We start from the raw sequence: 24,293 nt of genomic DNA on the forward strand, positions 1-24,293 counted from the left end.
GGCCCGGCCCCCGAGGGGGTCGGGCCGTCGTCGTGAGTGCGGTGCCCGGGCGTCCCCGGTGGTGACGCGCCGCCTGGACCGGCGCCGCGGGCCTGGCCTGCGCCGCGCCGGGCGGTCCCCGGGCGTCCCCGGTGGTGACGCGCCGCACAACGGGGAGCACCTCGCACCACGGGATTCCGTGGCGCGAGGTGCTTCTCGTTGTGCGCGGTGCGCGGGCCGGCCCGACCGGGCCGCCCGCCACCCGACCGGGTCGCGGCCGCGGGGCCGCCTGCGCGCTACTCCAGCCCGCGGCGGCGCAGCAGCGGCCCGACCTCGGCGTCGCGGCCGCGGAACGCGCGGTAGGCCTCGAGCGGGTCCTGCGCCCCGCCGACCCCGAGCACGGTGGTCGCGAAGCGGCGCCCGGCCTCGCGGGAGAGCCCGCCGTGCTCCCGGAACCACTCCACCGCGTCCGCGTCGAGCACCTCGGACCAGATGTAGCCGTAGTAGCCGGCGTCGTACCCGCCCGAGAACGTGTGCGCGAAGTACGTCGACGAGTACCGCGGCGGCACCGCCCGGACGTCCACCCCGGCGTCGGCGAGGGCACGGCGCTCGAAGTCCTCGACGTCGGTGACCGCGGCGGCCTCGGCGGCGGACAGACGGTGCCACGCCTGGTCGAGCAGGGCTGCCGCGAGGTACTCCGTGGTCGAGAAGCCCTCGTTGAAGCCGGCCGAGTCGCTCAGGCCGAGGACGAGCTCGGGCGGCAGCGGTTCGCCGGTCTCGTGGTGCTTCGCGTAGTTCGCGAGCACCGAGGGCCAGGTCACCCACATCTCGTTCACCTGCGAGGGGAACTCGACGAAGTCGCGCTCGACGTTCGTGCCCGAGAACCGCGGGTACGTCGTCCGGGCGATGAGCCCGTGCAGCGCGTGGCCGAACTCGTGGAACAGCGTCTCGACCTCGTCCTGCACGAGCAGGGTCGGCGACCCGGCGGCGGGCTTCGCGACGTTGAGGTTGTTCACGACGACGGGCAGCGTGCCGAGCAGGTGCGACTGCTCGACGACGGGGTGCATCCACGCGCCGCCGCGCTTGCCGTCGCGCGTGTAGAGGTCGAGCAGGTACAGGCCGACGGGTTCGTCGTCCTCCGAGCGCACCTCGAAGACGCGCACCTCGTCGTTGTACCCGTGCAGGTCCGGCCGCTCGGTGAAGCGCAGGCCGTACAGCTCCCCGGCGGCGTGGAACACCCCGTCCCGGAGCACCCGGTCGGCCTCGAAGTACGGTCGGAGCGCCGAGCTGTCCGCCGCGAACTGCTCGCCACGGAGGACCTCGGTGGCGTACGCCCAGTCCCACGCCTCGACCTCGAACCCGACGGCCCGGGACCGGACGGCGCGCTCGTCCTCGGCGTTCGCGGCGGCGGCGGGCACGAGCGACGACAGCAGCCCGTCGACGGCCTGGGGCGTGCGGGCGGTCTCATCAGCGGTGACGACCGACGCGTGGTCCGGGTACCCGAGCAGTTCGGCGCGCTCGGCGCGGAGCCGGACGATCCGGAGCAGCACGTCACGGTTGTCGTGGTCGTTCCCGCGCCGACCACGGGACAGCGACGCGCGCATGATGCGTTCGCGCAGACCGCGGTGGGTGAGCGAGCCGAGCCACGGGTGCCCCGTGTACAGCGGCAGGGTGACGAGCCAGCCGTCGAGTCCGCGGTTGGCGGCGGCCCCGGCGGCGGCGGAGCGGGCCCCGTCGTCGAGCCCGTCGAGCTCGGCCTCGTCGGTGACGTGCACGGCGAGGTCGTTCGTCTCGTCGAGCAGGTTCCGCTCGAACGTCGCGCTCAGCGTCGACAGCTCCTGGTTGATCGCGGTGAGGCGTTCCTTGCCGGCGGCGTCGAGCCCGGCGCCCGCGAGGGTCATCTCGGTGTGCACGCGTTCGACGAGCCGGCGGTCCTCGGCGGAGAGGTCCGCTCGGGCCAGGTCGTCGCGGACCGCGGCCACCCGGGCGTACAGCCGCGCGTCGAGGGTGATCGCGTCGCGGTGCGCGGCGAGCACGGGGGAGAGCTCGGCCTCGAGGTCCCTGAGCTCGGGCGTGGAGTCGGCGCCGGTCAGGGTCCAGAAGACGTGCCCAACGCGCGCCAGCAGCTGCCCGGAGCGCTCGAGGGCGACGAGCGTGTTCTCGAACGTGGGGGCCTGCGGGTCCGTGGCGATCGCGTCGACCTCGGCGCGCTGCTCGGCGATGCCGGCGTCGAACGCGGGACGGAAGTGCTCGAGCCGGACGTCGTCGAAGGGCGGGAGGGCGTAGGGGAGCGTGCTCGGTTCGTCGAACGGGGTTGCCATGCAGCCACCCTACGGACGCACCACACGGGCTGCGTCAGCGCGTCGCGGCGTCGATCAGGGTCTCGGCCGCCGCGCGCGCGTGCGCCGCCGGCTCGGTGGTCCCCGCGATCGCCGCCGTCGTCTGCGCCCCCTCGGCGAGCAGCGCGAGCTGCGCGGCGAGGACCTCGGCCCGCCCCGCGTCCTCGACGAGCCCCGACGTGAGCGACGCCACGTACCGCTGGAACGACGCCTTGTGCTCACGCGCGATCTCGGCGACCGCGTCGGAGATCGCCCCGAGCTCGCCGAACGCGTTGATGAACCCGCAGCCCCGGAAGGTGTCGTCCCCGAACCACGACTCGAGGAAGTCGTACACGGCCAGCAGCTTGTCCCGCGGGGTGGTGGCGGCGTCGACCGCGCCGTGCACGCCCCGTTCCCACAGGTCGTGCCGGCTGCCGAGCACCGCGGCGACCAGCCGGTCCTTGCCCGGGAACGCCGCGTAGAGCTTCTTCAGCGAGACGCCGGCACCGGTCCGGATCTCGTCCATGCCGACCGTCTGGATGCCGCGGGCGTAGAACAGCTCGTCCGCCACCTCGACGATGTGGTCCCGGACGGCCGGGTCGACGGAGCGTGTCATTGCCATCCTGATCCCTGCGGTGCGTCGCCGGTCCTGCTCCCGGAACGCTCGTTCTCGAGCCTACGCGTGCGCCTCCAGCCATCGCCAATCGCAAGCGCGTGCAGGAATGAGCGGGTGCAGGTTCGAGAACTTACTCGACGCGACGAAGGTGAGCCCGACGAGGGTCCTCCGGTCGCGATCGGTGCCTGTGGGTGAGTGGAACCACGGGAGCGATCTTCTGGGGGCTCGCTGTTCGATCGAGCGCCATCGGGACGAGCCCTCGCAAGTGACCGAGGAGTTCCTGGCGGCTGACGTGCAACTCGGCAAGCGCTTCGGCCGTCACGTTCGAGGAGCCGTCGCCGAAGAAGACCTTCCGAAGGACCTGCGAGGTCTCGGCCACGAGATCGCTACCGGGTTCTTCGGTCCTGAACCCACGCTTCGCCAATTCGATGCAGATCGAGCGGTAGTTCCAGTCGGTCAGGAGCTTCAGAGCATGAAGGCGGTGAGCCAGTGCCATGGCTGAGACCCGCCAGTGGGATCGAGCCCTCAGGATCTGGTCGACGGACGCGCTCCTCAGCCGCTGCGGCAACAGGCCATCGGCAGGCATGAGCAATGCGGACGCGAAGACGTTCGCCTCGAGCTCACGCTCGCGGCCCTGGGGCGCTTCCGGCGAGTCGCCGTGGAGGACGAGGTGACCGAGCTCATGTGCAAGGTCGAATCGTTGACGTTCGGCAGTCTTCGACGTGCTGAGGAAGACGTACGGAACCCCGTTTCGCCAGAAGGAGAAAGCGTCTATCTCGCGAACGTCCTCGGTGATTGCGAACACTCGAACGCCGTGCGCTTCCATCGAGTGGAAGAGGTTCGCGATCGGCCCGGAACCAAGTTTCCAAGTAGATCGAAGGATCTCTGCTGCGGTCTCCGGATCATGTTTGTCGAGGGTCGGAAGATCGGGGCCCGGCAGCACGAAGTTGCGGTCGATCCAGTCGGCGAGCTCGAGACTGATCGTCGCTCCGGCGAGAGCAGCGTCTCGAACGCTTGCAGTGGTCTTGCTCAGCTTCCGGAAGCTCACCGACTCGACATCGACGAGCTCGATCTCGTCGTGCGCGAAGAACGCGATCTGTACTCCGAGGACGTCGCCGATCTTTTCCAACGCCTCCCGGGACGGCACCAAGTCTCCGTTCTCGTACCCGGACAACGACCGATTTGAGACGTTCGACAGTTCAGCAAGCTTGACCAAAGAGAGTCCTGCTCGAAGCCTTGCGAGTCGGAGACGTGATGGGGTGAACACTGCAGCACCTTCTTGTTGGCGCTGAGTTCGGGTTCAGCGCCGGGTGATCGGGATGTCGAGATCAGCAGGACCTTCGGTGTCATCCGGGAAACCGTCGTCCTCATCGAAGGAGATGGGGTCGATCGGGAACCGCCGACCCCAGGTGTCCACCTTGCCACTTGTCGGACGGTAGCCGATCGGCTCGGCAAGCTCGAGGAGGAGCGTGCGTCCCACCAGGTGGTGCATGAGGAACCAAAGCGGAGCCGCAGCGGCGAGCTCGTCCGGATCGGCACGCACAGGATCGGGAACGCCGTCGAACTGGAAGAATCCCTGACCAGTGAGGCGGTTGTACCGATCAATGGACTTCCGCGTCACCGGGCCCTTCGGGGTCGTCACCGGGACGAGGAGCGGATCGCCGACCACACCGACGTTCTTCGCCGCGGTGACGACGATGGCGAGCAAGCCGTCCGGGTGGACGATGCGACGCTGGTTGTTGACGGTTCCTACCGTCCACCCCATGCGTCCGAGCCGTCTCCGGATGTCTTCGCTGAGGTCTTGGTAGAGGTCGTTCGACTGCGCTCCGGGGTTGGCGAACCCGGTCCGGGAAAGTGCACTGTCGAGGCCGCGTGACGCAGCATCTCGGAACATCGTCGGATCGAGTCCGAGGTCCTCGAGTTTCGGCTCGCTCTCGCGATGCTGCCGAGCTTGTTGCGTCATGTGCACCCCTCCGTTGCGTGAAAAGCTACCACAATCGAGGTCGAATTTCGCGCAACTTCGGCTCAGTCCTCCTCGGCCGCGTCGTCCGGGTCGGTGACCTGCGCGTGCCCGGCCGGGTCGAGGCGGATCGAGGTGCCGTCGTCGAGCTCGACGATCGGCTTGCCCTCGAGGAAGGTGAGCGTCCAGCCCCAGGTGGACGCGTCCACCGAGGCCGCTGCCAGCTCGTCCTCGACGCCGCGCACGGCGACGACCATCGTCTCGGGCAGTCGCGCGGGCGGCTGCCCACCGACGTTCCAGCGTGTGCCCAACTGCATCCGTGCCTCCAGGGTGGGTGTGGACGGGCCGGGTCGCGGACGCGACCCGGCCCGTGGGGGCGACGCTACGCCTGCTGTTCCGCCAGCTCGATCTCGGTCACCGCGAGCTCCGGGCCGTCGGTGAACGACAGGTTCTCGATGCGGCCGACGGCCGCCAGGTCGACCGCCGCGCGCTCGATGAGCACGCGCTGCTCCGGCGGAGCCGCGACGACGGCACGCGTCACGGGCGTCTTCTGGGACGCCTTGGCGGCCGTCTTCGCGCCGCGGATGCCGATGAGCGCCTGCCCGACGGCACCGAGCAGTCCGGTCGGCTCGGCCTGGGTGGGCAGTTCGGCCCGCGTCGGCCAGGAGGCGCGGTGCACGCTGGTGTCGTGGGTCCAGGCCCACACCTCCTCGGTCGCGAACGGGAGGAACGGTGCCAGCAGACGGAGCAGCGCGTCGATCGCGGCGCGCAGCGCCAGGACCGCGCTCGCCTGGGTCTCGTGCGTCGCGTCGGCCGCGGTGCCGTAGGCACGCTCCTTCACGAGCTCGAGGTAGTCGTCGCAGAAGGTCCAGAAGAAGCGCTCGGTGACCTCGAGGGCCCGGGCGTGGTCGAACGCGTCGAAGGCCGCGGTGGCCTGGTCGACCACGGCGCCCAGCTCGGCCAGCACGTCGACGTCGAGCGGCTCGGTGACGCTCGTGGCGCCCTCGGGCAGCGGGAAGCCGTAGACGAACTTCGCGGCGTTGAGCACCTTGATCGCGAGACGACGGCCGACCTTGATCTGCTTCGGGTTCTGCGGGTCGAAGGCCGCGTCGGTGCCGAGCTTGGACGAGGCGGCCCAGTAGCGGACCGCGTCGGCGCCGTGCTGCTCGAGGATCGACAGCGGCGTGACGACGTTGCCCTTCGACTTCGACATCTTCTTGCGGTCGGGGTCGACGATGAAGCCGGAGATGCTGGCGTGCTTCCACGGCGCGACGCCGGCCTCGAGCTGGCTGCGGAGCGCGGTCGTGAACAGCCAGGTGCGGATGATGTCCTGCGCCTGCGGGCGGACGTCGTACGGGTAGACCAGGTCGTACAACTCCGTGTCGGTCTCCCACTTGCCCGCGAGCTGCGGCGTGAGCGACGAGGTCGCCCAGGTGTCCATCACGTCGAGCTCGCCCTGGAACCCGCCGGCCTGGCCGCGCTGGGATTCCTCGTATCCCGGGGCCGGCTCGGCCGCCGGGTCGACCGGCAGCTGGGCCTCGGTCGGGACGATCGGCTGGTCGTACACGGGGTTGCCGTCGCCGTCGAGCGGGTACCAGACCGGGATCGGCACGCCGAAGAACCGCTGGCGCGAGATGAGCCAGTCGCCGGACAGCCCGCCGACCCAGTTGTCGTACCGGACGCGCATGAAGTCGGGGTGGAACGCGATCTCCTCGCCGCGCTTGCGGAGCGTCTCCTTGAGCTGCTCGTCGCGCGCGCCGTTCACGATGTACCACTGGCGGGTCGAGACGATCTCGAGGGGCTTGTCGCCCTTCTCGAAGAACTTCACCGGGTGGGTGATGGTCTTCACGTCGCCGATCAGTTCGCCGGACTCGGTGAGGGCGTCCACGAGGACCTTCTTCGCCGAGAACACCGTCTTGCCGGCCATCTCCGCGTAGAGCTCCTTGCCGCGGGCGCTCTCGATCCACGCCGGCTCGTCGGAGCGGACGCGACCGTCGAAGCCGATGATCGCGCGGTTCGGCAGCTGCAGCTCGCGCCACCACACGACGTCGGTCGTGTCGCCGAAGGTGCAGACCATCGCGATGCCGGCGCCCTTGTCCTGCTGCGCGAGGTGGTGCGCGAGCACGGGGACCTCGACGTCGAACAAGGGGGAGCGGACGGTCGTGCCGAACAGGTCCTGGAAGCGCTCGTCGTCCGGGTGCGCGACGAGGGCGACGCACGCGGGCAGGAGCTCGGGGCGGGTGGTCTGGATGACGACGTCCTCGCCGTCGTCGGTGCGGTGGAACGCCAGCCCGTGGTACGCGCCGGGCATGTCCTTGTCCTCGAGCTCGGCCTGCGCGACGGCCGTGCGGAACGTGACGTCCCAGAGCGTCGGGGCGTCGGCCTGGTAGGCCTCGCCGCGCTCGAGGTTGCGGAGGAAGGCGCGCTGGGCGCTCGCGCGGGAGGTGTCGTCGATGGTGCGGTACGACTGCGTCCAGTCCACCGACAGGCCGAGCGTGCGGAAGAGGTGCTCGAACTGCTGCTCGTCCTGCACGGTCAGGCGCTCGCACAGCTCGATGAAGTTGCGACGCGAGACCGGCACCTGGTCGGCGGCCTTGCTCGACTTGCCGTCGCCGCCCTCGAACGGCGGGACGAAGGCCGGGTCGTAGGGGAGCTGCGGGTCGCAGCGGACGCCGTAGTAGTTCTGCACGCGGCGCTCGGTGGGCAGGCCGTTGTCGTCCCAGCCCATGGGGTAGAAGACGTGCTTGCCGCGCATGCGCTCGTACCGGGCCTTGAGGTCGGTGTGCGTGTACGAGAACACGTGACCGATGTGCAGCGAGCCCGAGGCGGTCGGCGGCGGGGTGTCGATCGAGTAGACGGCGTCCTTCGTGGCGCTGTCGCGGTCGAACCGGTAGGTGCCGTCCTGCTCCCAGACCGGGCCCCAGACCTGCTCGAGTCCGTCGACGGTGGGCTTCTCGGGCATGGGCTTCGACATGGCAGGGCCTCTCGATCGATGTGTGCGGCACCGAGTCCGTGGTGAGGTGCCTGAGTGTCCGCGCGCACTGCACGGCGGGTCGATCGTACCGGAGCGGGTCCCGGCGCTGCACCCGCCGCGGTGTGCGCGTACCACAGGGGAGGGGAGGACACGCTGGAGGGCGGCTGCTAGTCTGTCGGGGTTTGTCCGGCGAGCGTGGGTTCCGTCGGGACCGCATCGTTGCTCTCCGCCGGACGCCCGAAGGCAAGACGCAGCACTACCGGAGGAACGAACTTGGCACCGAACGATGCACATCCGCACGGCGACCGGCCGTTGCGCACGAAGGCCGCCGCGAAGCGCGCACGCCGCAAGCTGACCGAGGACGACGTCACCGTCGTCGAGGAGTCGCTGCTCAAGCGCGCGGTCGCCGCCGCCGCGCTCGGCAACGCCATGGAGTGGTTCGACTTCGGTATCTTCGCGTACCTCACGGTCACGATCTCGAAGGTGTTCCTGCCCGAGGGCGACCCGACCTCGAACCTCGTGGCGACGTTCGGCTTCTTCGCCGCAGCGTTCATCGTCCGCCCGATCGGTGGCGCCGTCTTCGGCCCGATCGGTGACAGGATCGGCCGCCAGAAGGTCCTCGCGCTGACGATGATCCTGATGGCCGCCGGCACGCTCATGATCGGCCTCATCCCGTCGTACTCGACGATCGGCTTCTGGGCCCCGGTCCTGCTGCTCGTCGCACGCTTCGTGCAGGGCTTCTCGACGGGTGGCGAGTACGGCGGCGCCGCGACCTTCATCGCCGAGTACTCGCCCGACAAGCGTCGCGGCTTCATGGGCTCGTGGCTCGAGTTCGGCACGCTGGCCGGCTACGTGCTCGGCGCGTCGATCGTCACCGTGCTGCAGTACGCGATGCCCGAGGACGCGCTCCTCAGCTGGGGCTGGCGCATCCCGTTCATCGTCGCCGGTCCGCTCGGCCTGATCGGGCTGTACCTGCGCCTCAAGCTCGAGGAGACCCCGGCCTTCCAGAAGCAGCAGGAGCAGGCCGCCGAGCGCGAGTCGCAGAAGACCCCGTTCCTCAAGCTGTTCGCCGAGAACTGGCGCTCGCTCATCGTCTGCATCGGCCTCGTGCTGGTCTTCAACGTGACCGACTACATGCTGCTGTCGTACATGCCGACGTACCTCGAGACGAACCTCGGCCAGAACGCCACGTTCGGCCTGATCCTCATCGTCATCGTGATGATCCTCATGATGGTCGTCATCACGTTCGGCGGGCGGCTGTCCGACAAGTTCGGCCGTCGTCCGGTCCTGGCCGCGGGCTGCATCGGCTTCATCGTGCTGTCCTGGCCGGCCCTCAAGCTCGTCCAGACCGGCACGGGTGTCGGCGTCTTCACGGGCCTGCTGCTGCTCGGCCTGGTCCTGGTGACCTTCACCTCGACCATGCCGTCGACGCTCCCGGCGCTGTTCCCGACGATCATCCGGTACGGCGCCCTCGCGATCGCGTTCAACGTGTCCGTCTCGCTGTTCGGCGGCACCACGCCCCTCGCGACGCAGGCGCTCATCGCGGGCGCCAAGGACGCCGGCCTGTCGTGGGCCGAGGACATCCCCGCGTTCTACCTCATGCTCGCCGCGGTGATCGGCCTCGTCGCCGTGTACTTCACCAAGGAGACCGCCGCGACGCCGCTCATGGGCTCGGGCCCGACGGTCGCGCACGAGGACGAGATCGCCGACGTCATCAAGGACTACAACGACCCGACCTCGGAGCTCGCGCAGTCCGACTGGGCGAAGGACTTCTCGACGAGCGAGATCCCGATCATCTCGGGTGACGCCCCGACGGCGGGCCAGGACAAGGAGCCGACGGGCGCGTAGGCACGTCACCATCCGGCCGGGAGGCGCGGTGCGGGTCCGTCCCGCACCGCGCCTCCCGGCCGTCGTGGCTCCCGGTCCGTGGTGGCGCCGCGCCCTCGGTGGCGCCGGACGCGGCCGCGGCCGTGCCCGCGGCCGCGTCCACCGGTCAGGCGGGGCCTGCGGCGAGCCGCTCGGCGGCGCGCAGCAGCCGCACGGTCTCGGGGTGCTCCGGCGCGTCGAACACCGGGGCCGCGGGGCCGTGCTCGACCACGCGCCCCCGGTGCACGACGAGCACGTCGTCGGCCGTCCGTCGCACGGCGCGCAGGTCGTGCGACACGAACACCATCGCCACACCGGTCGCGTCCCGGAGCCGTTCGAGCAGCGTCAGGACCGCGTCCTGCACGGTCGCGTCGAGGGCGGTCACGGGCTCGTCGAGCACGACCACCTCGGGTTCGGTCGCGAGCGCCCGGGCGATCGCCAGGCGCTGCCGTTGCCCGCCCGACAGGGTGCGGGGGGAGCGCGGTCGGAGCGCCGGGTCGAGCCCGACCTGCCGGAGCGCGTCGTCCACCCGGTCGGCGAGCGGACCGCGCGCGCGGCGCTCCCGGCCGTCGGACAGTGCGTCGGCGAGCACGCGCTCGACGGTCCAGCGCTCGTCGAAGGTGGCGCCCGGGTCCTGCACGACGGCCGCCACCCGGTGTCGTCGTGCCCGGCGGTCGCGTTCCGGCAGTGGTGCCCACGCGCCGCCGTCGAGCGTGACCGTCCCGGCGTCGGGGTCCTCGAGTCCGAGCAGCATCCGCGCGATCGTCGTCTTGCCCGAGCCCGAGGCGCCGATCACCCCGAGCACGCGGCCGGGCCGCACCGCGAGGGAGACGTCGTCGACGGCGCGGACCTGGGCGAAGGTACGGGACAGGCCGTCCGCGGCGAGCAGGGCGGGCGCGTCCGCGCCGGCCGTCCGGTCGCGGGTGCCCGAGGCCGCCCGGTCGTCGGGGCGGGCGGTGCGCTCGACGCCGGTGCGGGCGGCCCGGACGAGCGCCTCGGTCGCCGGGTGCCCGGGCGCGGCGAACACCCGGTCGACCGGCCCCTGTTCGACGACCGTGCCCCCGTCGACGACGACGACGCGGTCCGCCCACCCGGCGACGAGTCCGAGGTCGTGCGTGATGACGAGCAGTCCGGCCCCGCGCTCCTGCGCCGCCCGGAGCTGCTCCATCACGGTGACCGCGACGGCCGCGTCGAGTGCCGTGGTCGGTTCGTCCGCCACGACGAGGGCGGGGGAGGCGACGGTCGCCGCGGCGATGAGCGCACGCTGGCGCATCCCGCCGGACATCGTGTCGGCCAGTCGTCCGTCGGTCGCGAGGTCCGGGTCGAGGCCGACCGCGGTCAGCGCAGCGCGGACGGCGTCGACCCGTTCCGCAGCGGTCGTCCGGGTGTGCAGCCGCAGGGCGTCGGCGACCTCGCGGCCGACCGGTCGGAGCGGGTCGAGGGCACCGAGCGCCTCCTGGCCGACGTAGCCGACCAGGGCGCCGCGCACCGACCGCCACCGCCGCTCGGACAGTCCGCGGACGTCGCGCCCGTCGAGCCGGAGGGCCGCGGCGTCGACCGTGAGCCCGGCGGCCGAGAGCCCGAGCACGGCCCGCGCGGTCAGGGTCTTGCCGGAACCGGACGCGCCGACGAGGGCGACGCACTCGCCGGGCTCGACCGTGAACGACACGTCGTGCACGAGGGTCGTGTCCCCGGCCCGGACGGTCAGGCCCTCGACCTGCAGCACGCTCACCGCACGGCTCCGCTCCGTCGCACCGCGCGTCCGAGCACCGTGACCGAGGTGGCGAGCACGACGATCGCCAGACCGGGGAACGTGCTCGTCCACGGCGCGGTGAGCAGGTAGGTCCGACCGTCGGCGAGCATCGCGCCCCACTCGGGTGCGGGCGGCGGGGTGCCGACGCCGAGGTAGCTCAGCGCGGAGGCCCACACCACGGCCTGTCCGACGCCGAGCGTGGCGACGGCGACGACCGGCCAGAGCGCGGCGGGCAGGACGTGGCGGACGGTGATCAGCGCGGGTCGGCGGCCCTGCAGCACCGCGGTCTCGACGACCTGCGACCGCCGGGCCGTCCGGACGAGCCCGCGGACGATCCGGGCGTACCCGGGTGCGGTCGCGAAGCCGACGGCGAGCGTCGCCGGGACCGGCCCGGGTCCCGTGACCGCGATCACGACGAGGGCGACGAGGAGCAGCGGCAGCGCGAACGCCACCTCGGTGACCCGCCCGACGACGGCGTCGACCACCCGGCCGCCCAGGCCCGCCGCGGTGCCGAGCACCACGCCGACCGCGCCGCCGACCAGGGTGGCCAGGACACCGACGACGAGCGACGCCCGCGTGCCCGCGACGACCCGACCGAGGACGTCCCGCCCGGACTCGTCCGTGCCGAACGGGTGCGTCCACGACGGCGCCTGCAGCGCCACCTCCGGGTGCACGGCGAGCGGGTCGCCGCCGCCGAGCAGCGCCGGCCACGCCGCCGCGACGACCGCCAGCAGCACCACCGCCGCGGCGGCCGTGCCGACCGGTCCGAGCGTCCCCCCACGAGATCGCTCGGACCGGCGGACACGGCCGCCGTCACGGGTGTCGGCCGGGAGGCGCGGGTCGACGATGCCGCTCACCGTGCGCCCGCCCCGGTGTGCGTCGGGCGCGGTGCGCCGCCACGGCGGCCCGCCCGGGACCGTTCCGCCGTCCCGCCCCGGGGATCGACGACCCGCTCGACGAGGTCGGCCACGGCGAGCACGACGACGTAGGCCGCCGCGGACACGAGGGCGATCCCGGTCACGAGCGGCATGTCGCGCTGGGTCACGGCGCCGACGAGGGCGCGTCCGACGCCCGGGAGCGCGAACACCGACTCGACGACCACCGCGCCCGACACGAGCGACCCGAACGCCCACGCGGACAGGGCGATGCCGGGCAGGACCGCGTGCCGGAGCAGGTGGCGCCCGAACAGGCCCGCGGGGGACTCACCGCGACCGCGCGCCGCGAGGGCGAACGCGGAGCGCTGGGCGTCGACGACCCCGTCCCGCACCGTCTCGGCCAGGTAGCCGGCGACTGGCACCGCGACGGTCAGCACTGGCAGCACCCAGCCGGCGAGGGTGCCGTCCGACACCGCCGGCACCCACCCGAGACCGCTCGCGAAGACCACGATGAGCACGCTGCCGAGCCAGAAGTGCGGCACGACGCTCGCCGTCACGGTGATCGCACCGGTCAGCGCCGCGGCGACACGACCGCGCTGCGTCGACCACCAGGCCGCGCCGATCGCGAGGACCCACGCGACGACGAGCCCCGCGACCGCCAGGGTCAGGGTGACCGGCAGCTGCTGCGCGAGCAGCCCCGCCACCGGGGTGCGGAACGCGTAGGAGTCCCCGAGGTGCCCGGTCGCGAGCCGGCCGAGGAACACCGCGTACTGCACGAGCACGGGCTGGTCGAGGCCGTAGTCCTGGCGGACCCGGGCTACCGCCTCGGCCGAGGCCTGCGAGCCCGGACCGCCGAGGATCGCCAGTGCCGGGTCGCCGGGGATCAGTCGGATCGCCACGAAGACGATCGTCGCGACGGCCCAGAGCACCCCGACACCGCCGGCCGCACGGCGGAGTCCCCACAGCGACCAACCCGGCCACCCGGCGGGCAGCCCGCCGCGCGACCGACGTGGGACGGGCCTCCCGGCCGGTGACCGCGTCAGCGGTCGATCCACGCGGTGCCGAACCAGGGCGTGGAGACGGCCGTGGTGCGGATGCCGTGCACGGCGGAGCGGTACAGGAAGTGGTTCTGCTGGTCGTACAGGGGCAGCACCGTGCCGCTCGCGAGGATGCGTCGCTGCGCCTGCTCGTAGAGCTTCCCGCGCTCCGCGGTGTCCGACGTCCGTGCGGCCTGCTCGACGAGTCGGTCGACCTCGGGGTCGTCGAGCTGCGCGAGGTTCGCGAAGTAGCCGGACGGTGCCGGTCGGATGCTCGCGCTGTCGTACAGGATGCGGAGCACGTCCGCGCCGACCTTCGTGTACGGGGCGCTGACGACGTCGTACTGGTTCTTCGCGAGCGCCGCGTACCAGCTGGACAGGTCGAGCTCCTCGATCCGCACGTCGAACCCGACGGCCTTCTCGGACGCCTGGACCTGCTGGAACAGGCTGCGCTCGGCCGGGACCGACTGGTTCGTCGACACCGGGAAGGTCACGGTCAGGCGCTGTCCGTCCTTCTCGCGCACGCCGTCGCTGCCGACCTTCCAGCCGGCCTCGTCGAGGAACTCCTTCGCCTTCGTCGGCGAGTACCGGAACAGGCTCGGGTCGGAGTAGGCGTACGGCTCGACGCTGGACAGCACCGAGTACGAGCGCTCCGCGGTGCCGAGGAACAGGCTGCGCAGGCCCGGGTCGAGCTGGGCACCCGCGATGAACGCCTTGCGGACGGCCTCGTCGCGGAAGACGCCGTGGCCGGAGTTCAGCTCGAGGCGGTTCGAGGCGCCGGGGCGCGGGGCGTCGAGGTCGCGGATCGCGCCCTTCGCCGAGGCGGCCTTGAGCTGGTCCGGCTGGGCGTTGTCGACCACGTCGACCTGGCCGGACTGCAGCGCGGCGTAGCGCGAGGTCGAGTCGGGCAGGAAGCGCCACGTGATGCCGTCGAGGCGCGGCTTCGTCGAGCCGGTCAGCGGCGTGTACCGGTCGTTCTTCCGCAGGGTCACCCGGTCGCCGTGCTGCCAGGCGGTGACGGCGAACGGGCCGGTGCCGACCGGCGACTCGCAGTTCGTCGCCTGCGGACGCTGCAGGGCCTTCGGCGACTCCATGCCGACCCACGGCTGCGAGAAGGACTCGAGCAGCGCGCTGTCCGGCCGGCTCAGGGTGAGCGTGACCGTGTGGTCGTCGGTCGCGGTGGCCTTCGTGATCGACTGCAGCGCCAGGTAGCCGGTGCTCGACGCGGTCGCCGGGTCCTGCACGTGCTCGATGTTGGCGACGACCGCCGCCGCGTCGAACGGCGTGCCGTCCGAGAACGTGACGTCGTCGCGCAGGTCGAACGTCATCGTCGTGCCGTCGTCGCTCGTGGTCCACGACCGGGCGAGGGCCGGGACGGGCCTGCCGTCGTCGAGCGCGGTGAGCCCCTCGATGAACTGCGTCGACAGCAGGGCCTGCGGGTAGTTGCCGCCGACGTGCGGGTCAAGACAGGTCGGCTCGGCGTCGCCGGAGGCGTACGTCAGCGTCCCGCCGGTCTGCGGCGTGCTGGCCGAGGTCGCCGCGCCGCCGCCGGTGCAGGCGGTCAGGGCGAGGAGGAGGGCGGCGGCTCCCGCGAGGCTGCTCGTGGCGCGCAGGCGTGTTTTCTGTACTCGGTCCAAGATCATGGCTGCCCGAGTCTAGCGGTTGAATGAGCGCATGGACGAGACGATGCGCCGTGGTGGCCGCCCCCGACGCTCCAGCGCCGAGGTCCTCGCCGACGCGGCCGCCGAGCTGTTCCTCGAGCAGGGCTACGCGCGGACCACGGTCGACCACGTCGCGGCCCGCGCCGGGGTGAGCCGCGCCACGTTCTTCAACTACTTCGCGTCGAAGTCCGACGTGCTCTGGCTCGAGCTCGACGCCGCGGTCGCGTCGCTGCCCTCGCACCTCGCGGCGTCGACCGAGCCAGCGGCCGTGCGGGCCGTGGAGCAGGCGCTGCTCGCGACCGCCCGGGCCCACGACCCGGAGCGGGTGCCGTGGGCGATCGCGCAGGCCGAGGTGATGGGCATCGGCGACGAGCTCGTCGCGAGCGTGGCTGCCCGGGTCACGGCGCAGCACGCGGCCGTCGCCGCGTTCGTCGGGGGACGCACGGGGGAGCACCCGGCGTCGCTCTGGCCGCAGACCGTCTCGGGCGCGATGCTCGGCGCTGCCGCGGCGGCGTTCGGGGTCTGGGTCGCGGACGGGGTCGCCCGCCGCCCGCTCGTCGAGTACGTCGGGGCGGCGCTCACCCCGGTGGCCGCGGGCCTCGACGCGCGCTGAGCCGCGGGGGCCGGTAGCCGGCTCGGACGGTCGGAAGGTCGGACGGACCGCCGACCACCCGGGCCGCGGTCGCCGGTCGTCACTCGGTCCGCAGCGTCCCCGCACCGCCCGCGGCGACGTCCTCCGCCGTGCCGTCCCGCACGGTCGCGGCCACCGGTCCACGGTTCCTCCCCGCGAGGGACGCGTCGCCGGGCAGCGACAGCGTGAGGATCGCCTCCTCGATGTACTCGCTCGTCTCGAGGGACGCCTCGACACGACGCAGCCGCACCGCGACGTGCTCCTCGTCCTCGTTGCCCTCCAGGTCGACGGCCGCGACCAGGAACACCCGCGAGGGCCCGACGAACTCCAGGTGCAGGTAGGTGACCCGCTCCACCTCGTCGCGCCGCAGCAGCTCGGTGAGCACGGCGTCCTCGAGCTCGGGGGAGGTCGCCTCGCCGAGCAGGAACCGGCGGTTGCGCTCGATGAGCACGATCGCGACGACACCGAGCAGGACCCCGACCGCGATCGACCCGACGGCGTCGAACACCGCCAGTCCGGTGAGCTGGTGCAGGAGCACGCCGAGGAACGCGATCACGAGCCCGACCAGCGCCGCGGCGTCCTCGGCGAAGACGGCCCGGAGCGTGGGGTTCGACGACTGCAGCACGTGGCGGAGCACGGGCACCCGGCGCTTCGTCGCGGCACCGTGCGCCTGCCGGTAGGCCTGCACGAAGCTCGTGCCCTCGAGCACGAACGCGATGCCGAGCACGACGTAGTTGAGGACGACGTCCTCGGCGGGCCCGGTCTCGCCGAGCTCGGTGATCCCGTGCCAGATCGACACGACGGCCCCGGCGGTGAACAGGCCGAACGCGGCGAACATCGACCAGATGTACGTCTCCCGGCCGTACCCGAGCGGGTGCTTCGTGTCGCGCTGCTTCGCACCGCGCCGTTCGGCGACGAGCAGGAAGACCTCGTTGCCGGTGTCGGCCCACGAGTGTGCGGCCTCCGCGGTCATCGACGCCGACCCGGTGAGCACGGACGCGATCGTCTTGGCGACGGCGACGAGCAGGTTGGCGGCGAAGGCGATGACGACGGTGAGCAGGGACTCCGGACGGTCCTGCTTCTCAGGTTCGGGCATCCCTCCAGCATGCTCGGCGTCCGGTAGACTCGCCCGGACAGGCGTCGAACCGGCCATCACCGGTGAGCCTCCGGAAGAACGCGGCAGCAGCACGGCCGTCAGTAGAACCGGGCGGACCGGGCCGCACCGCACCCGGACAACGAGCGGTCGTCGGCAGCACCAGCACCGACGGCAAACGAGGTGGTACCGCGGAGCAGTGCTTCCGTCCTCGTGGAGATCGACCGAACCCCCAGTTCCGTCCGACCACAGGAGCCCCCGGTGCGTTACCCACTGAACCGACCCGCTGACGACACGAGCGCGGCCGGCGTCACCCCGTCGCCGTCCTTCCCCGCCGTCGAGCAGGGGATCCTCGCGTTCTGGAAGCGCGACGACACGTTCCAGGCGTCCATCGACCAGCGCGAGGGCTGCACCGAGTGGACGTTCTACGACGGCCCGCCCTTCGCGAACGGCCTGCCGCACTACGGGCACCTGCTGACCGGGTACGCCAAGGACGTCTTCCCGCGCTACCAGACCATGCGCGGCAAGCAGGTGCACCGCCGGTTCGGCTGGGACACCCACGGGCTCCCCGCCGAGCTCGAGGCGATGCGGCAGCTCGGGATCACCGAGAAGCGCGAGATCGACGAGATGGGCGTGGACGTCTTCAACGCCGCGGCCAAGCAGTCGGTGCTCCGCTACACCGACGAGTGGCAGGCGTACGTCACCCGTCAGGCGCGCTGGGTCGACTTCGAGGACGACTACAAGACGCTCGACGTCACCTTCATGGAGAGCGTGCTGTGGGCGTGGAAGCAGCTCTGGGACAAGGGCCTCGCGTACGAGGGCTTCCGCGTGCTGCCCTACTGCTGGAACGACCAGACGCCGCTGTCGAACCACGAGCTCCGCATGGACGACGACGTCTACCAGATGCGGCAGGACCAGTCGGTGACGGTCACGTTCCCGCTGCGCGGGGACCGCGCCGAGGCGCTCGACCTGGCCGGCGTGCGGGCACTCGCCTGGACGACGACCCCCTGGACGCTGCCGACGAACGCCGCGCTCGCGGTCGGTCCGGAGATCGCCTACGCGGTCGTGCCGGCCGGGCCGGGAGGCGCGGCTGACGGTGGCGACGCCGGTTCCGCCCGGTACCTGCTCGCGTCCGACACCGTGGCCGCGCACGCGAAGGACCTCGGCTACGAGTCGGCCGACGACGCGCTCGCCGCCGTGCTCCGCACGGTCGCCGGCGCCGAGCTCGACGGCGTCGCCTACGAGCGCCTGTTCGACCACCTCGCCGACCAGGAGGGCTACGAGCACGCCTGGCGGATCCTCGTCGCCGACTACGTCGAGACGGGCGAGGGCACGGGCATCGTGCACCAGGCCCCGGCGTACGGCGCCGACGACCAGGAGGTCTGCGCCGCGGCGGGCATCCCCGTGGTGCTCTCGCTCGACGAGGGCGGCGTCTTCACGTCGCGGTTCGGCGAGGTCGCCGGCATGCTCTGGTCCGATGCGAACAAGCCGCTGACCAAGGCCGTGCGCGAGGCCGGTCGTCTGCTCCGCCAGGCCTCGTACGAGCACAGCTACCCGCACTGCTGGCGCTGCCGCAAGCCGCTCATCTACAAGGCCGTCTCGTCGTGGTTCGTCCGCGTCACGGCGTTCCGCGACCGCATGGGCGAGCTGAACCAGGACGTCAACTGGGTGCCGGACAACGTCAAGGACGGCCAGTTCGGCAAGTGGGTCGGCAACGCCATCGACTGGTCGGTGTCGCGCAACCGCTACTTCGGCACGCCGATCCCGGTCTGGGTCTCGGACGACCCGGCGTACCCGCGCCAGGACGTCTACGGCTCGCTCGCGGAGATCGAGCGCGACTTCGGTCGGCTCCCGCTGAACGCGGAGGGCGAGGTCGACCTGCACCGCCCGTTCATCGACGAGCTGACCCGACCGAACCCCGACGACCCGACCGGGCGGTCGACCATGCGCCGGATCACCGACGTGTTCGACGTGTGGTTCGACTCGGGCTCGATGCCGTACGCCCAGGTGCACTACCCGTTCGAGAACCGCGAGTGGTTCGACAGCCACAGCCCGGCCGACTTCATCGTCGAGTACATCGGGCAGACCCGCGGCTGGTTCTATGTCATGCACGCGCTGTCCACCGCGCTGTTCGACCGCCCGGCGTTCCGGAACGTCATCAGCCACGGCATCGTCCTCGGCTCGGACGGCCAGAAGATGTCGAAGAGCCTGCGGAACTACCCGGACGTGTCCGAGGTGTTCGACCGCGACGGCGCCGACGCGATGCGCTGGTTCCTCATGTCGTCGTCGGTGATCCGCGGCGGCAACCTCGTCGTCACCGAGGAGGGCATCCGCCAGGGCGTCCGCGAGTTCCTGCTGCCGCTCTGGTCGACCTACTACTTCTTCACCCTGTACGCGAACGCCTCGGGGGAGTCGGGGTACCAGGCAACGCGGCGCACCGACAGCACCGACGTGCTCGACCGGTACCTGCTCGCGAAGACCCGTGTGCTCGTCGAGGACGTCACGACGCACCTCGACGCGCTCGACACCCCGCTCGCGGCGCAGGCCGTGCGTGACTTCGCCGACGTCCTGACGAACTGGTACGTCCGGCGCTCCCGCGACAAGTTCTGGCTCGGTGCCGGCTCCTCGCCCGAGGCGCAGGCGGCGTTCGACACGCTGTACACCGTGCTCGAGACGCTCACCCGCGTCGCCGCACCGCTCGCACCGCTCGTCACCGAGGAGGTCTGGAAGGGCCTGACCGGTGGGCGCAGCGTGCACCTCGAGGACTTCCCGGACGCCGCCGAGTTCCCCGCCGACGACGCCCTGGTCGCGGCGATGGACCGCGTCCGTGACGTCGCGTCGAAGGGCCTCGCGCTCCGCAAGGCGACCGGCAAGCGCGTGCGGCTGCCCCTCGCGACGCTCACCCTCGTGGTGCCGGACCCGGACGCGATCGCGGCCTTCGCCGACATCCTGCGCGACGAGCTCAACGTCAAGCGCGTCGTCCTCGAGCAGCAGGAGGAGTCCTCGCTCGGCCGGTACGGGATCGAGCGGAAGCTCACCGTCAACGCCCGCGCCGCCGGTCCCCGCATCGGCGGGCAGGTGCAGCAGGTCATCCCGGCCGCCAAGCGCGGTGACTGGGTCGCGACCGACACCGGCGTCACCGTCGGCGGTGTCGACCTGGTCGAGGGCGAGTACTCGCTCGACCTCACCGTGGCGGACGACTCCGTCGCGGTGGCGTTCCTCGACGGCGGCGGATTCGCGGTGCTCGACACCGTGACGACGCCGGAGCTCGAGGCCGAGGGGCTCGCACGCGACGTCGTCCGCGCCGTGCAGCAGGCCCGTCGCGACGCCGACCTCGACGTCAGCGACCGCATCACCCTGACGCTCGGTGTCGACGCGACCGCGGGTGCCGCGGTCCGGGCGCACCAGGAACTCATCGCGGGGGAGACCCTCGCGACGACCGTGCACGTGGCCGAACGTGCCTTCGCCGACGGCGAGGGCACCGACGTCGGTGCCGCAGCGAAGGTGTCCGTGGAGGTGGCACGCGCATGAGCGACAGCAACCAGTACGACAGCGACCAGTACGACGACCAGTACGACGACGAGCACGACGACGATCGTCACGACGAGTCCGACGGGTCCGGCGGGCACGCCGACGGCTCCGTCGCCGACGGCGGCGCCGACGGCGTCGCGATCCCGGTCGGCCCAGCGGGCGACCAGGCCCCCGGCGCCGCCCTGCCCTACGGCGGGGACGACGACGAGGTCCGGCGGGTCGAGGCGGCCCTGTACGCCCGGATCGGCGAGCAGGCCCCGGAACGACGGCTGCACGCCACCCGGCGCGCGGTCGAGCTCCTCGGCGACCCGCACCTCGCGTACCCGGTCGTCCACCTCACCGGCACGAACGGCAAGACCTCGACCGCCCGGATGACCGAGAGCATCGTCCGCGCCCACGGCCTGCGCACCGGGCTCATGACGAGCCCGCACCTGGTGTCGATCCGGGAGCGCATCGTCATCGACGGCGAGCCGATCGCGCCGGCGCGCTTCGTCGAGAACTGGGACGACATCACTCCGATCCTCGAGATGACCGACGCCGAGCTCACCGCGAAGGGCGAGCAGCCGCTGACCTTCTTCGAGGCGCTGACCGTCCTGGCGCTCGCGTGCTTCGCCGAGGCACCCGTCGACGTCGCCGTGATCGAGGTCGGCATGGGCGGTGAGTGGGACTCCACGAACGTCGTGCAGAGCCAGGTCCAGGTCGTCACCCCGATCGCGATCGACCACGCCAAGCAGCTCGGCGGCACCGTCGCCGAGATCGCCCGCACCAAGTCGGGCATCGTCAAGCCGTCCTCGGCGGTCGTGTCGAGCGCGCAGGCGCCCGAGGCGCTCGCCGAGCTCGAGCGCGCCGCCGAGCTCACCGAGTCGACGCTCACGGTCGAGGGCGCCGGGTTCTCGGTGCTCGACGTGACCCCGGCGGTCGGCGGGCAGCTCGTCACCGTGCAGGGCATCGCCGGCCGGTACGACGACCTGTTCCTGCCGCTCTTCGGGCGCCACCAGGCGCAGAACGCCGCCGTCGCGATCGCCGCGGTCGAGTCGTTCCTCGGCCGCGGGTCGCAGGCCCTCGACGAGGACGTGCTGTCCGAGGGCCTCGCCGGGACGACGAGCCCCGGCCGCCTGCAGGCGATCGCGCAGGAGCCGACCGTCGTGGTCGACGCCGCGCACAACCCGCACGGTGCCCGCGCACTCGCCGCGGCGCTGCCCGTCGCGTTCCCCTCCGGGCACGTCGTCGGCGTCGTCGGGGTCCTCGCCGACAAGGACGCCCGCGGGTTCGTCCGCGCGCTCCGGGACGCCGTGCAGACGTTCGTCGTGACGCAGCCGCCGGGGGAGCGCGCGCTCGACGCGGACGCCTTCGCCCGGGTCGTCGTCGCCGAGGTCGGCGAGGACCGGGTCGTCGTCGAGCCGTCGCTCGCACAGGCACTGCGGGAAGCCCGCGACCTCGCGGACGAGGCGGACGCCGAGGACGCGCTCGTGCTCGTCGCCGGGTCGGTCGTCATGGTGGGCGCGGTCATGGACCTGGTCCACTCCGAGGGGGAGGCGAAGTGACGGACGCACCACGGGCCTCCCGACCGGGTCACCAGCCGCGCGTGCGGAAGCCGCGACGCGACCGCGGAGCACGGGAGAGCCTGCTGTCGATCGCCCTCGTGCTCGAGGCGATCATGTTCTTCTTCCCGATGCTCGTCGTGTACGGCAAGGGCACGCTCCCGCCGCTCGCGGCGTTCGGCGGCGGCATCGCCGCCATCGTCGTCCTCACAGTCGCCTCACGCCTGACCGACAAGCCCGCCGGTGTAGTGTTCGGGTGGCTGCTGCAGGCGGCCATCCTCGCCACCGGCTTCATCGAACCGTTCATGTTCGCGGTCGCGGTGGTGTTCCTGGCGCTGTGGGTCTTCTGCTTCGTCAAGGGCGGTCAGCTCGACCGTCTGAACGCCGCGCGCCGGGCCGCCGCGGGCGAGGGCTGACCCCCACATCGACCACGAAACAGGAGACCTGCGTGTCCGATCTCGAAGAGACCCTCGTCCTCGTCAAGCCCGACGGCGTCGCCCGCCAGCTCACCGGTGAGATCCTCCGCCGGATCGAGGCCAAGGGCTACGAGATCGTCGACCTGAAGATGCTGACGGCGCCCCGCGACCTGCTCGACCAGCACTACGAGGAGCACCAGGGCAAGCCGTTCTTCGAGCCGCTCGTCGAGTTCATGCAGTCCGGCCCGGTCGTCGCCGTGCGCGTCGCCGGCAACGCCGCGATCGCGGGCTTCCGCTCGCTCGCCGGCACCACCGACCCGACCACCGCCGCGCCCGGCACCATCCGCGGCGACCTCGGCCGTGACTGGGGTCTCAAGGTGCAGCAGAACCTGGTGCACGGGTCCGACAGCCCCGAGTCAGCCGCGCGCGAGCTCGCGCTCTGGTTCGCCTGAGAGGGGGAGACGACGTGACGAACAACGACCGACCGAGCAAGAACGAGCGGCGCCAGCACGCGCGTGAGGTCGCCCGGCAGCGCGCCGACGCCGAGAAGCGCCGCAAGCGCCGCAACAAGTGGTTCCTCCAGGGCGGCATCGGCCTGGGCATCGTGGCGGTCGCGGCCATCGTCGCCATCGTCGTGGTGAACGTCAACAGCGGCGGCAGCACCTCGGCCGCTGGCCCGAAGAACATGGTCACCGGCGGCATCCAGTTCACCGGCGGCAACGGCGCGATGGCCCCCGTCACCACGAAGGGCGTCCCCGCCGACGGCACCCCGTCGCCGGTCGCCACCGCGAACGACGACGGCACCGTCAAGGTCGTCGAGTACGTCGACTGGGCCTGCCCGGTGTGCAAGCAGTTCGAGACCACCTACGGCGACCAGGTGAACGACCTGGTCAAGGACGGCAAGGCGACCCTCGAGGTGCACCCCGTGTCGATCCTCGACCGCAGCTACCTCGGCTCGCGCTACGCCAGCCGTGCCGCGAACGCCGCCATGTGCGTCGCGAACTTCGCCCCGGACAAGTTCCTGTCGGTGCAGCAGCAGTTCTTCGAGAAGCAGCCCGAGGAGGGCACGAAGGGCCTGACGAACGCCGAGATCGCCGACCTGGTGAAGGCCGGCGGCGCCACCGGTTCGGACATCTCCGAGTGTCTGTCCAGCGAGCACTACAAGGGCTGGGTCACGAAGTCGACGAACGAGGTCCTGCAGGACTCCTCGGTCGCGGGCCCGCAGGGCTTCGGGACGCCGACGATCCTCGTCAACGGCAAGCGCGTGGACAGCCTGACCGACGTCGTCTCGACGATCGAGGCAGCGGCGAAGTAACGCCCCACCACCGACGACGCCCCCGCTCCCGACCAGGGAGCGGGGGCGTCGTGCGTCGTGCGGACGCGTCGACCGCGGTCGCAGCCGTCAGAGCGTGCTGAGCACCCGGGGGAAGACGACCAGGATGCAGACGACGACCACCGCGTAGTTCGCGAGCACGAACGCCCACGAGAACGGCAGCAGGGTCCGGCCCGTGCGCTGCAGCCCTGCACCGAAGCGCCCCTGGGCCGCGTTCCAGATCGTGAAGACCCAGAACATCGGGATGGTCATCGACCAGACGAGCAGGCACCACGGGCACAGGTAGCCGATGACCCACACGGTCTGCGTGAACAGCCAGGTGACGAACACCCAGGCGAGGAACACGCCCGCGTTGAACGTGATCCAGAACCACCGGTGGCCGTTCCGCATGCCGGCGAGCAGCATCACGCCGACCGCGATCGGCGCGACGAAGCCCATCACGCCGATGAGCGGGTTCGGGAAGCCGAACAGCGACCCCTGCCAGCTCGTCATGACCTGCGAGCAGTTCACGAACGGGCTGACGTCGCAGCTCAGGACCGCCTGCGGGTTCTCGTACTTCTGGAACTCGTCCAGCACCAGGCGGAAGGCGGCGTACAGCGCGACGGCGCCGGTGACGATGAGGAGGACCGCCATCGCGATCGGACGACGGTGCGTGGTTGCGCTCGTGCTCACCGCGTCATCTTCGCACGCCCGTTCCGGCCCTTCCCTG

Annotated in this window: 19 protein-coding genes; 7 read left to right on the plus strand and 12 right to left on the minus strand. The window is 71.8% G+C overall.

Going from position 1 to position 24,293, the window contains the following annotated elements:
• Positions 1 to 275 precede the first annotated feature (275 nt).
• The 6 genes from QOL16_RS05505 to valS all read right to left on the minus strand — a co-directional run bounded on the left by QOL16_RS05505 (position 276) and on the right by valS (position 7,847).
• On the minus strand, positions 276 to 2,300 hold the full coding sequence (locus QOL16_RS05505) for a M3 family metallopeptidase (protein ID WP_071285050.1): 2,025 nt from the start codon (positions 2,298 to 2,300) through the stop codon (positions 276 to 278).
• Positions 2,301 to 2,334: 34 nt separating this feature from the next.
• Positions 2,335 to 2,913, minus strand: a complete 579-nt coding sequence (locus QOL16_RS05510) for a TetR/AcrR family transcriptional regulator (RefSeq protein ID WP_071285049.1) — start codon at positions 2,911 to 2,913, stop codon at positions 2,335 to 2,337.
• A gap of 130 nt (positions 2,914 to 3,043) precedes the next feature.
• Positions 3,044 to 4,180 (minus strand): XRE family transcriptional regulator, encoded by a 1,137-nt coding sequence (locus QOL16_RS05515; RefSeq protein WP_071245809.1) that lies wholly within the window; start codon positions 4,178 to 4,180, stop codon positions 3,044 to 3,046.
• A gap of 33 nt (positions 4,181 to 4,213) precedes the next feature.
• Positions 4,214 to 4,876: a hypothetical protein gene (locus QOL16_RS05520; RefSeq protein ID WP_139197312.1), complete on the minus strand. Its 663-nt coding sequence runs from the start codon at positions 4,874 to 4,876 to the stop codon at positions 4,214 to 4,216.
• 62 nt (positions 4,877 to 4,938) lie between these two features.
• Positions 4,939 to 5,190 carry a hypothetical protein gene (locus QOL16_RS05525; protein WP_071245813.1) on the minus strand — a complete coding sequence of 84 codons (252 nt, stop codon included), beginning with the start codon at positions 5,188 to 5,190 and terminating at the stop codon, positions 4,939 to 4,941.
• A gap of 65 nt (positions 5,191 to 5,255) precedes the next feature.
• The gene (gene valS / locus QOL16_RS05530) at positions 5,256 to 7,847 is read right to left on the minus strand and encodes a valine--tRNA ligase (protein ID WP_071285048.1); all 2,592 of its coding nucleotides are present in this window, start codon (positions 7,845 to 7,847) and stop codon (positions 5,256 to 5,258) included.
• A gap of 273 nt (positions 7,848 to 8,120) precedes the next feature.
• On the opposite strand from valS, the gene proP reads away from it, so the two are divergent.
• Positions 8,121 to 9,695, plus strand: a complete 1,575-nt coding sequence (gene proP, locus QOL16_RS05535; protein ID WP_253181547.1) for a glycine betaine/L-proline transporter ProP — start codon at positions 8,121 to 8,123, stop codon at positions 9,693 to 9,695.
• Positions 9,696 to 9,840: 145 nt separating this feature from the next.
• On the opposite strand, the gene QOL16_RS05540 is transcribed toward proP, so the two are convergent.
• The 4 genes from QOL16_RS05540 to QOL16_RS05555 all read right to left on the minus strand — a co-directional run bounded on the left by QOL16_RS05540 (position 9,841) and on the right by QOL16_RS05555 (position 15,021).
• Complete coding sequence (locus QOL16_RS05540) at positions 9,841 to 11,445, minus strand: ABC transporter ATP-binding protein (RefSeq protein WP_071285047.1); 1,605 nt, start codon at positions 11,443 to 11,445, stop codon at positions 9,841 to 9,843.
• A complete protein-coding gene (locus QOL16_RS05545) occupies positions 11,442 to 12,323 on the minus strand; it encodes an ABC transporter permease (RefSeq protein ID WP_083393841.1) in 882 nt (293 codons plus the stop codon). Before QOL16_RS05545 ends, QOL16_RS05540 begins: the two co-directional genes overlap by 4 nt.
• Positions 12,320 to 13,240, minus strand: coding sequence for an ABC transporter permease (locus QOL16_RS05550; RefSeq protein ID WP_254780299.1), 921 nt, complete (start codon positions 13,238 to 13,240; stop codon positions 12,320 to 12,322). Before QOL16_RS05550 ends, QOL16_RS05545 begins: the two co-directional genes overlap by 4 nt.
• 140 nt (positions 13,241 to 13,380) lie before the next feature.
• Positions 13,381 to 15,021 (minus strand): ABC transporter substrate-binding protein, encoded by a 1,641-nt coding sequence (locus QOL16_RS05555; protein WP_071285046.1) that lies wholly within the window; start codon positions 15,019 to 15,021, stop codon positions 13,381 to 13,383.
• 31 nt (positions 15,022 to 15,052) lie between these two features.
• Between QOL16_RS05555 and QOL16_RS05560 the strand changes: the two genes are divergently transcribed.
• A complete protein-coding gene (locus tag QOL16_RS05560) occupies positions 15,053 to 15,652 on the plus strand; it encodes a TetR/AcrR family transcriptional regulator (RefSeq protein ID WP_071285045.1) in 600 nt (199 codons plus the stop codon).
• Between the two features lie 79 nt (positions 15,653 to 15,731).
• Here QOL16_RS05560 and QOL16_RS05565 read toward each other — a convergent pair whose 3' ends face one another.
• Positions 15,732 to 16,766 (minus strand): cation diffusion facilitator family transporter, encoded by a 1,035-nt coding sequence (locus QOL16_RS05565; protein ID WP_071285044.1) that lies wholly within the window; start codon positions 16,764 to 16,766, stop codon positions 15,732 to 15,734.
• Between the two features lie 258 nt (positions 16,767 to 17,024).
• Between QOL16_RS05565 and ileS the strand changes: the two genes are divergently transcribed.
• The 5 genes from ileS to QOL16_RS05590 are packed head-to-tail and all read left to right on the plus strand — an operon-like array spanning position 17,025 to position 23,566.
• The gene (ileS, locus tag QOL16_RS05570; RefSeq protein ID WP_071285043.1) at positions 17,025 to 20,294 is read left to right on the plus strand and encodes an isoleucine--tRNA ligase; all 3,270 of its coding nucleotides are present in this window, start codon (positions 17,025 to 17,027) and stop codon (positions 20,292 to 20,294) included.
• Positions 20,291 to 21,838 carry a folylpolyglutamate synthase/dihydrofolate synthase family protein gene (locus QOL16_RS05575; protein ID WP_254780298.1) on the plus strand — a complete coding sequence of 516 codons (1,548 nt, stop codon included), beginning with the start codon at positions 20,291 to 20,293 and terminating at the stop codon, positions 21,836 to 21,838. Before ileS ends, QOL16_RS05575 begins: the two co-directional genes overlap by 4 nt.
• A 41-nt stretch (positions 21,839 to 21,879) precedes the next feature.
• Entirely contained in the window at positions 21,880 to 22,251 is a 372-nt protein-coding gene (locus QOL16_RS05580; protein ID WP_083393842.1) for a DUF4233 domain-containing protein, read from the plus strand.
• Positions 22,252 to 22,283: 32 nt separating this feature from the next.
• Complete coding sequence (ndk, locus tag QOL16_RS05585; RefSeq protein WP_065960223.1) at positions 22,284 to 22,703, plus strand: nucleoside-diphosphate kinase; 420 nt, start codon at positions 22,284 to 22,286, stop codon at positions 22,701 to 22,703.
• Between the two features lie 14 nt (positions 22,704 to 22,717).
• Positions 22,718 to 23,566, plus strand: a complete 849-nt coding sequence (locus QOL16_RS05590) for a thioredoxin domain-containing protein (protein WP_083395108.1) — start codon at positions 22,718 to 22,720, stop codon at positions 23,564 to 23,566.
• An 87-nt stretch (positions 23,567 to 23,653) separates the two neighbouring features.
• Here the strand turns inward: QOL16_RS05590 and QOL16_RS05595 are convergent, their stop codons facing one another.
• Positions 23,654 to 24,256 carry a vitamin K epoxide reductase family protein gene (locus QOL16_RS05595; RefSeq protein ID WP_253181549.1) on the minus strand — a complete coding sequence of 201 codons (603 nt, stop codon included), beginning with the start codon at positions 24,254 to 24,256 and terminating at the stop codon, positions 23,654 to 23,656.
• Positions 24,257 to 24,293: the final 37 nt, after the last annotated feature.

The sequence above is a fragment of the Curtobacterium sp. MCBA15_004 genome, assembly GCF_001865055.2.
Taxonomy (GTDB): domain Bacteria; phylum Actinomycetota; class Actinomycetes; order Actinomycetales; family Microbacteriaceae; genus Curtobacterium.

Excerpts from the sequence above, each read along its gene's own strand:
- QOL16_RS05565 (WP_071285044.1), bottom strand. The coding sequence starts at position 16,766 with ATGCCCGAACCTGAGAAGCAGGACCGTCCGGAGTCCCTGCTCACCGTC.
- QOL16_RS05560 (WP_071285045.1), top strand. The coding sequence starts at position 15,053 with ATGGACGAGACGATGCGCCGTGGTGGCCGCCCCCGACGCTCCAGCGCC.
- QOL16_RS05575 (WP_254780298.1), top strand. The coding sequence starts at position 20,291 with ATGAGCGACAGCAACCAGTACGACAGCGACCAGTACGACGACCAGTAC.
- valS (WP_071285048.1), bottom strand. The coding sequence starts at position 7,847 with ATGTCGAAGCCCATGCCCGAGAAGCCCACCGTCGACGGACTCGAGCAG.
- QOL16_RS05525 (WP_071245813.1), bottom strand. The coding sequence starts at position 5,190 with ATGCAGTTGGGCACACGCTGGAACGTCGGTGGGCAGCCGCCCGCGCGA.
- QOL16_RS05520 (WP_139197312.1), bottom strand. The coding sequence starts at position 4,876 with ATGACGCAACAAGCTCGGCAGCATCGCGAGAGCGAGCCGAAACTCGAG.
- QOL16_RS05505 (WP_071285050.1), bottom strand. The coding sequence starts at position 2,300 with ATGGCAACCCCGTTCGACGAACCGAGCACGCTCCCCTACGCCCTCCCG.
- QOL16_RS05510 (WP_071285049.1), bottom strand. The coding sequence starts at position 2,913 with ATGACACGCTCCGTCGACCCGGCCGTCCGGGACCACATCGTCGAGGTG.
- QOL16_RS05555 (WP_071285046.1), bottom strand. The coding sequence starts at position 15,021 with ATGATCTTGGACCGAGTACAGAAAACACGCCTGCGCGCCACGAGCAGC.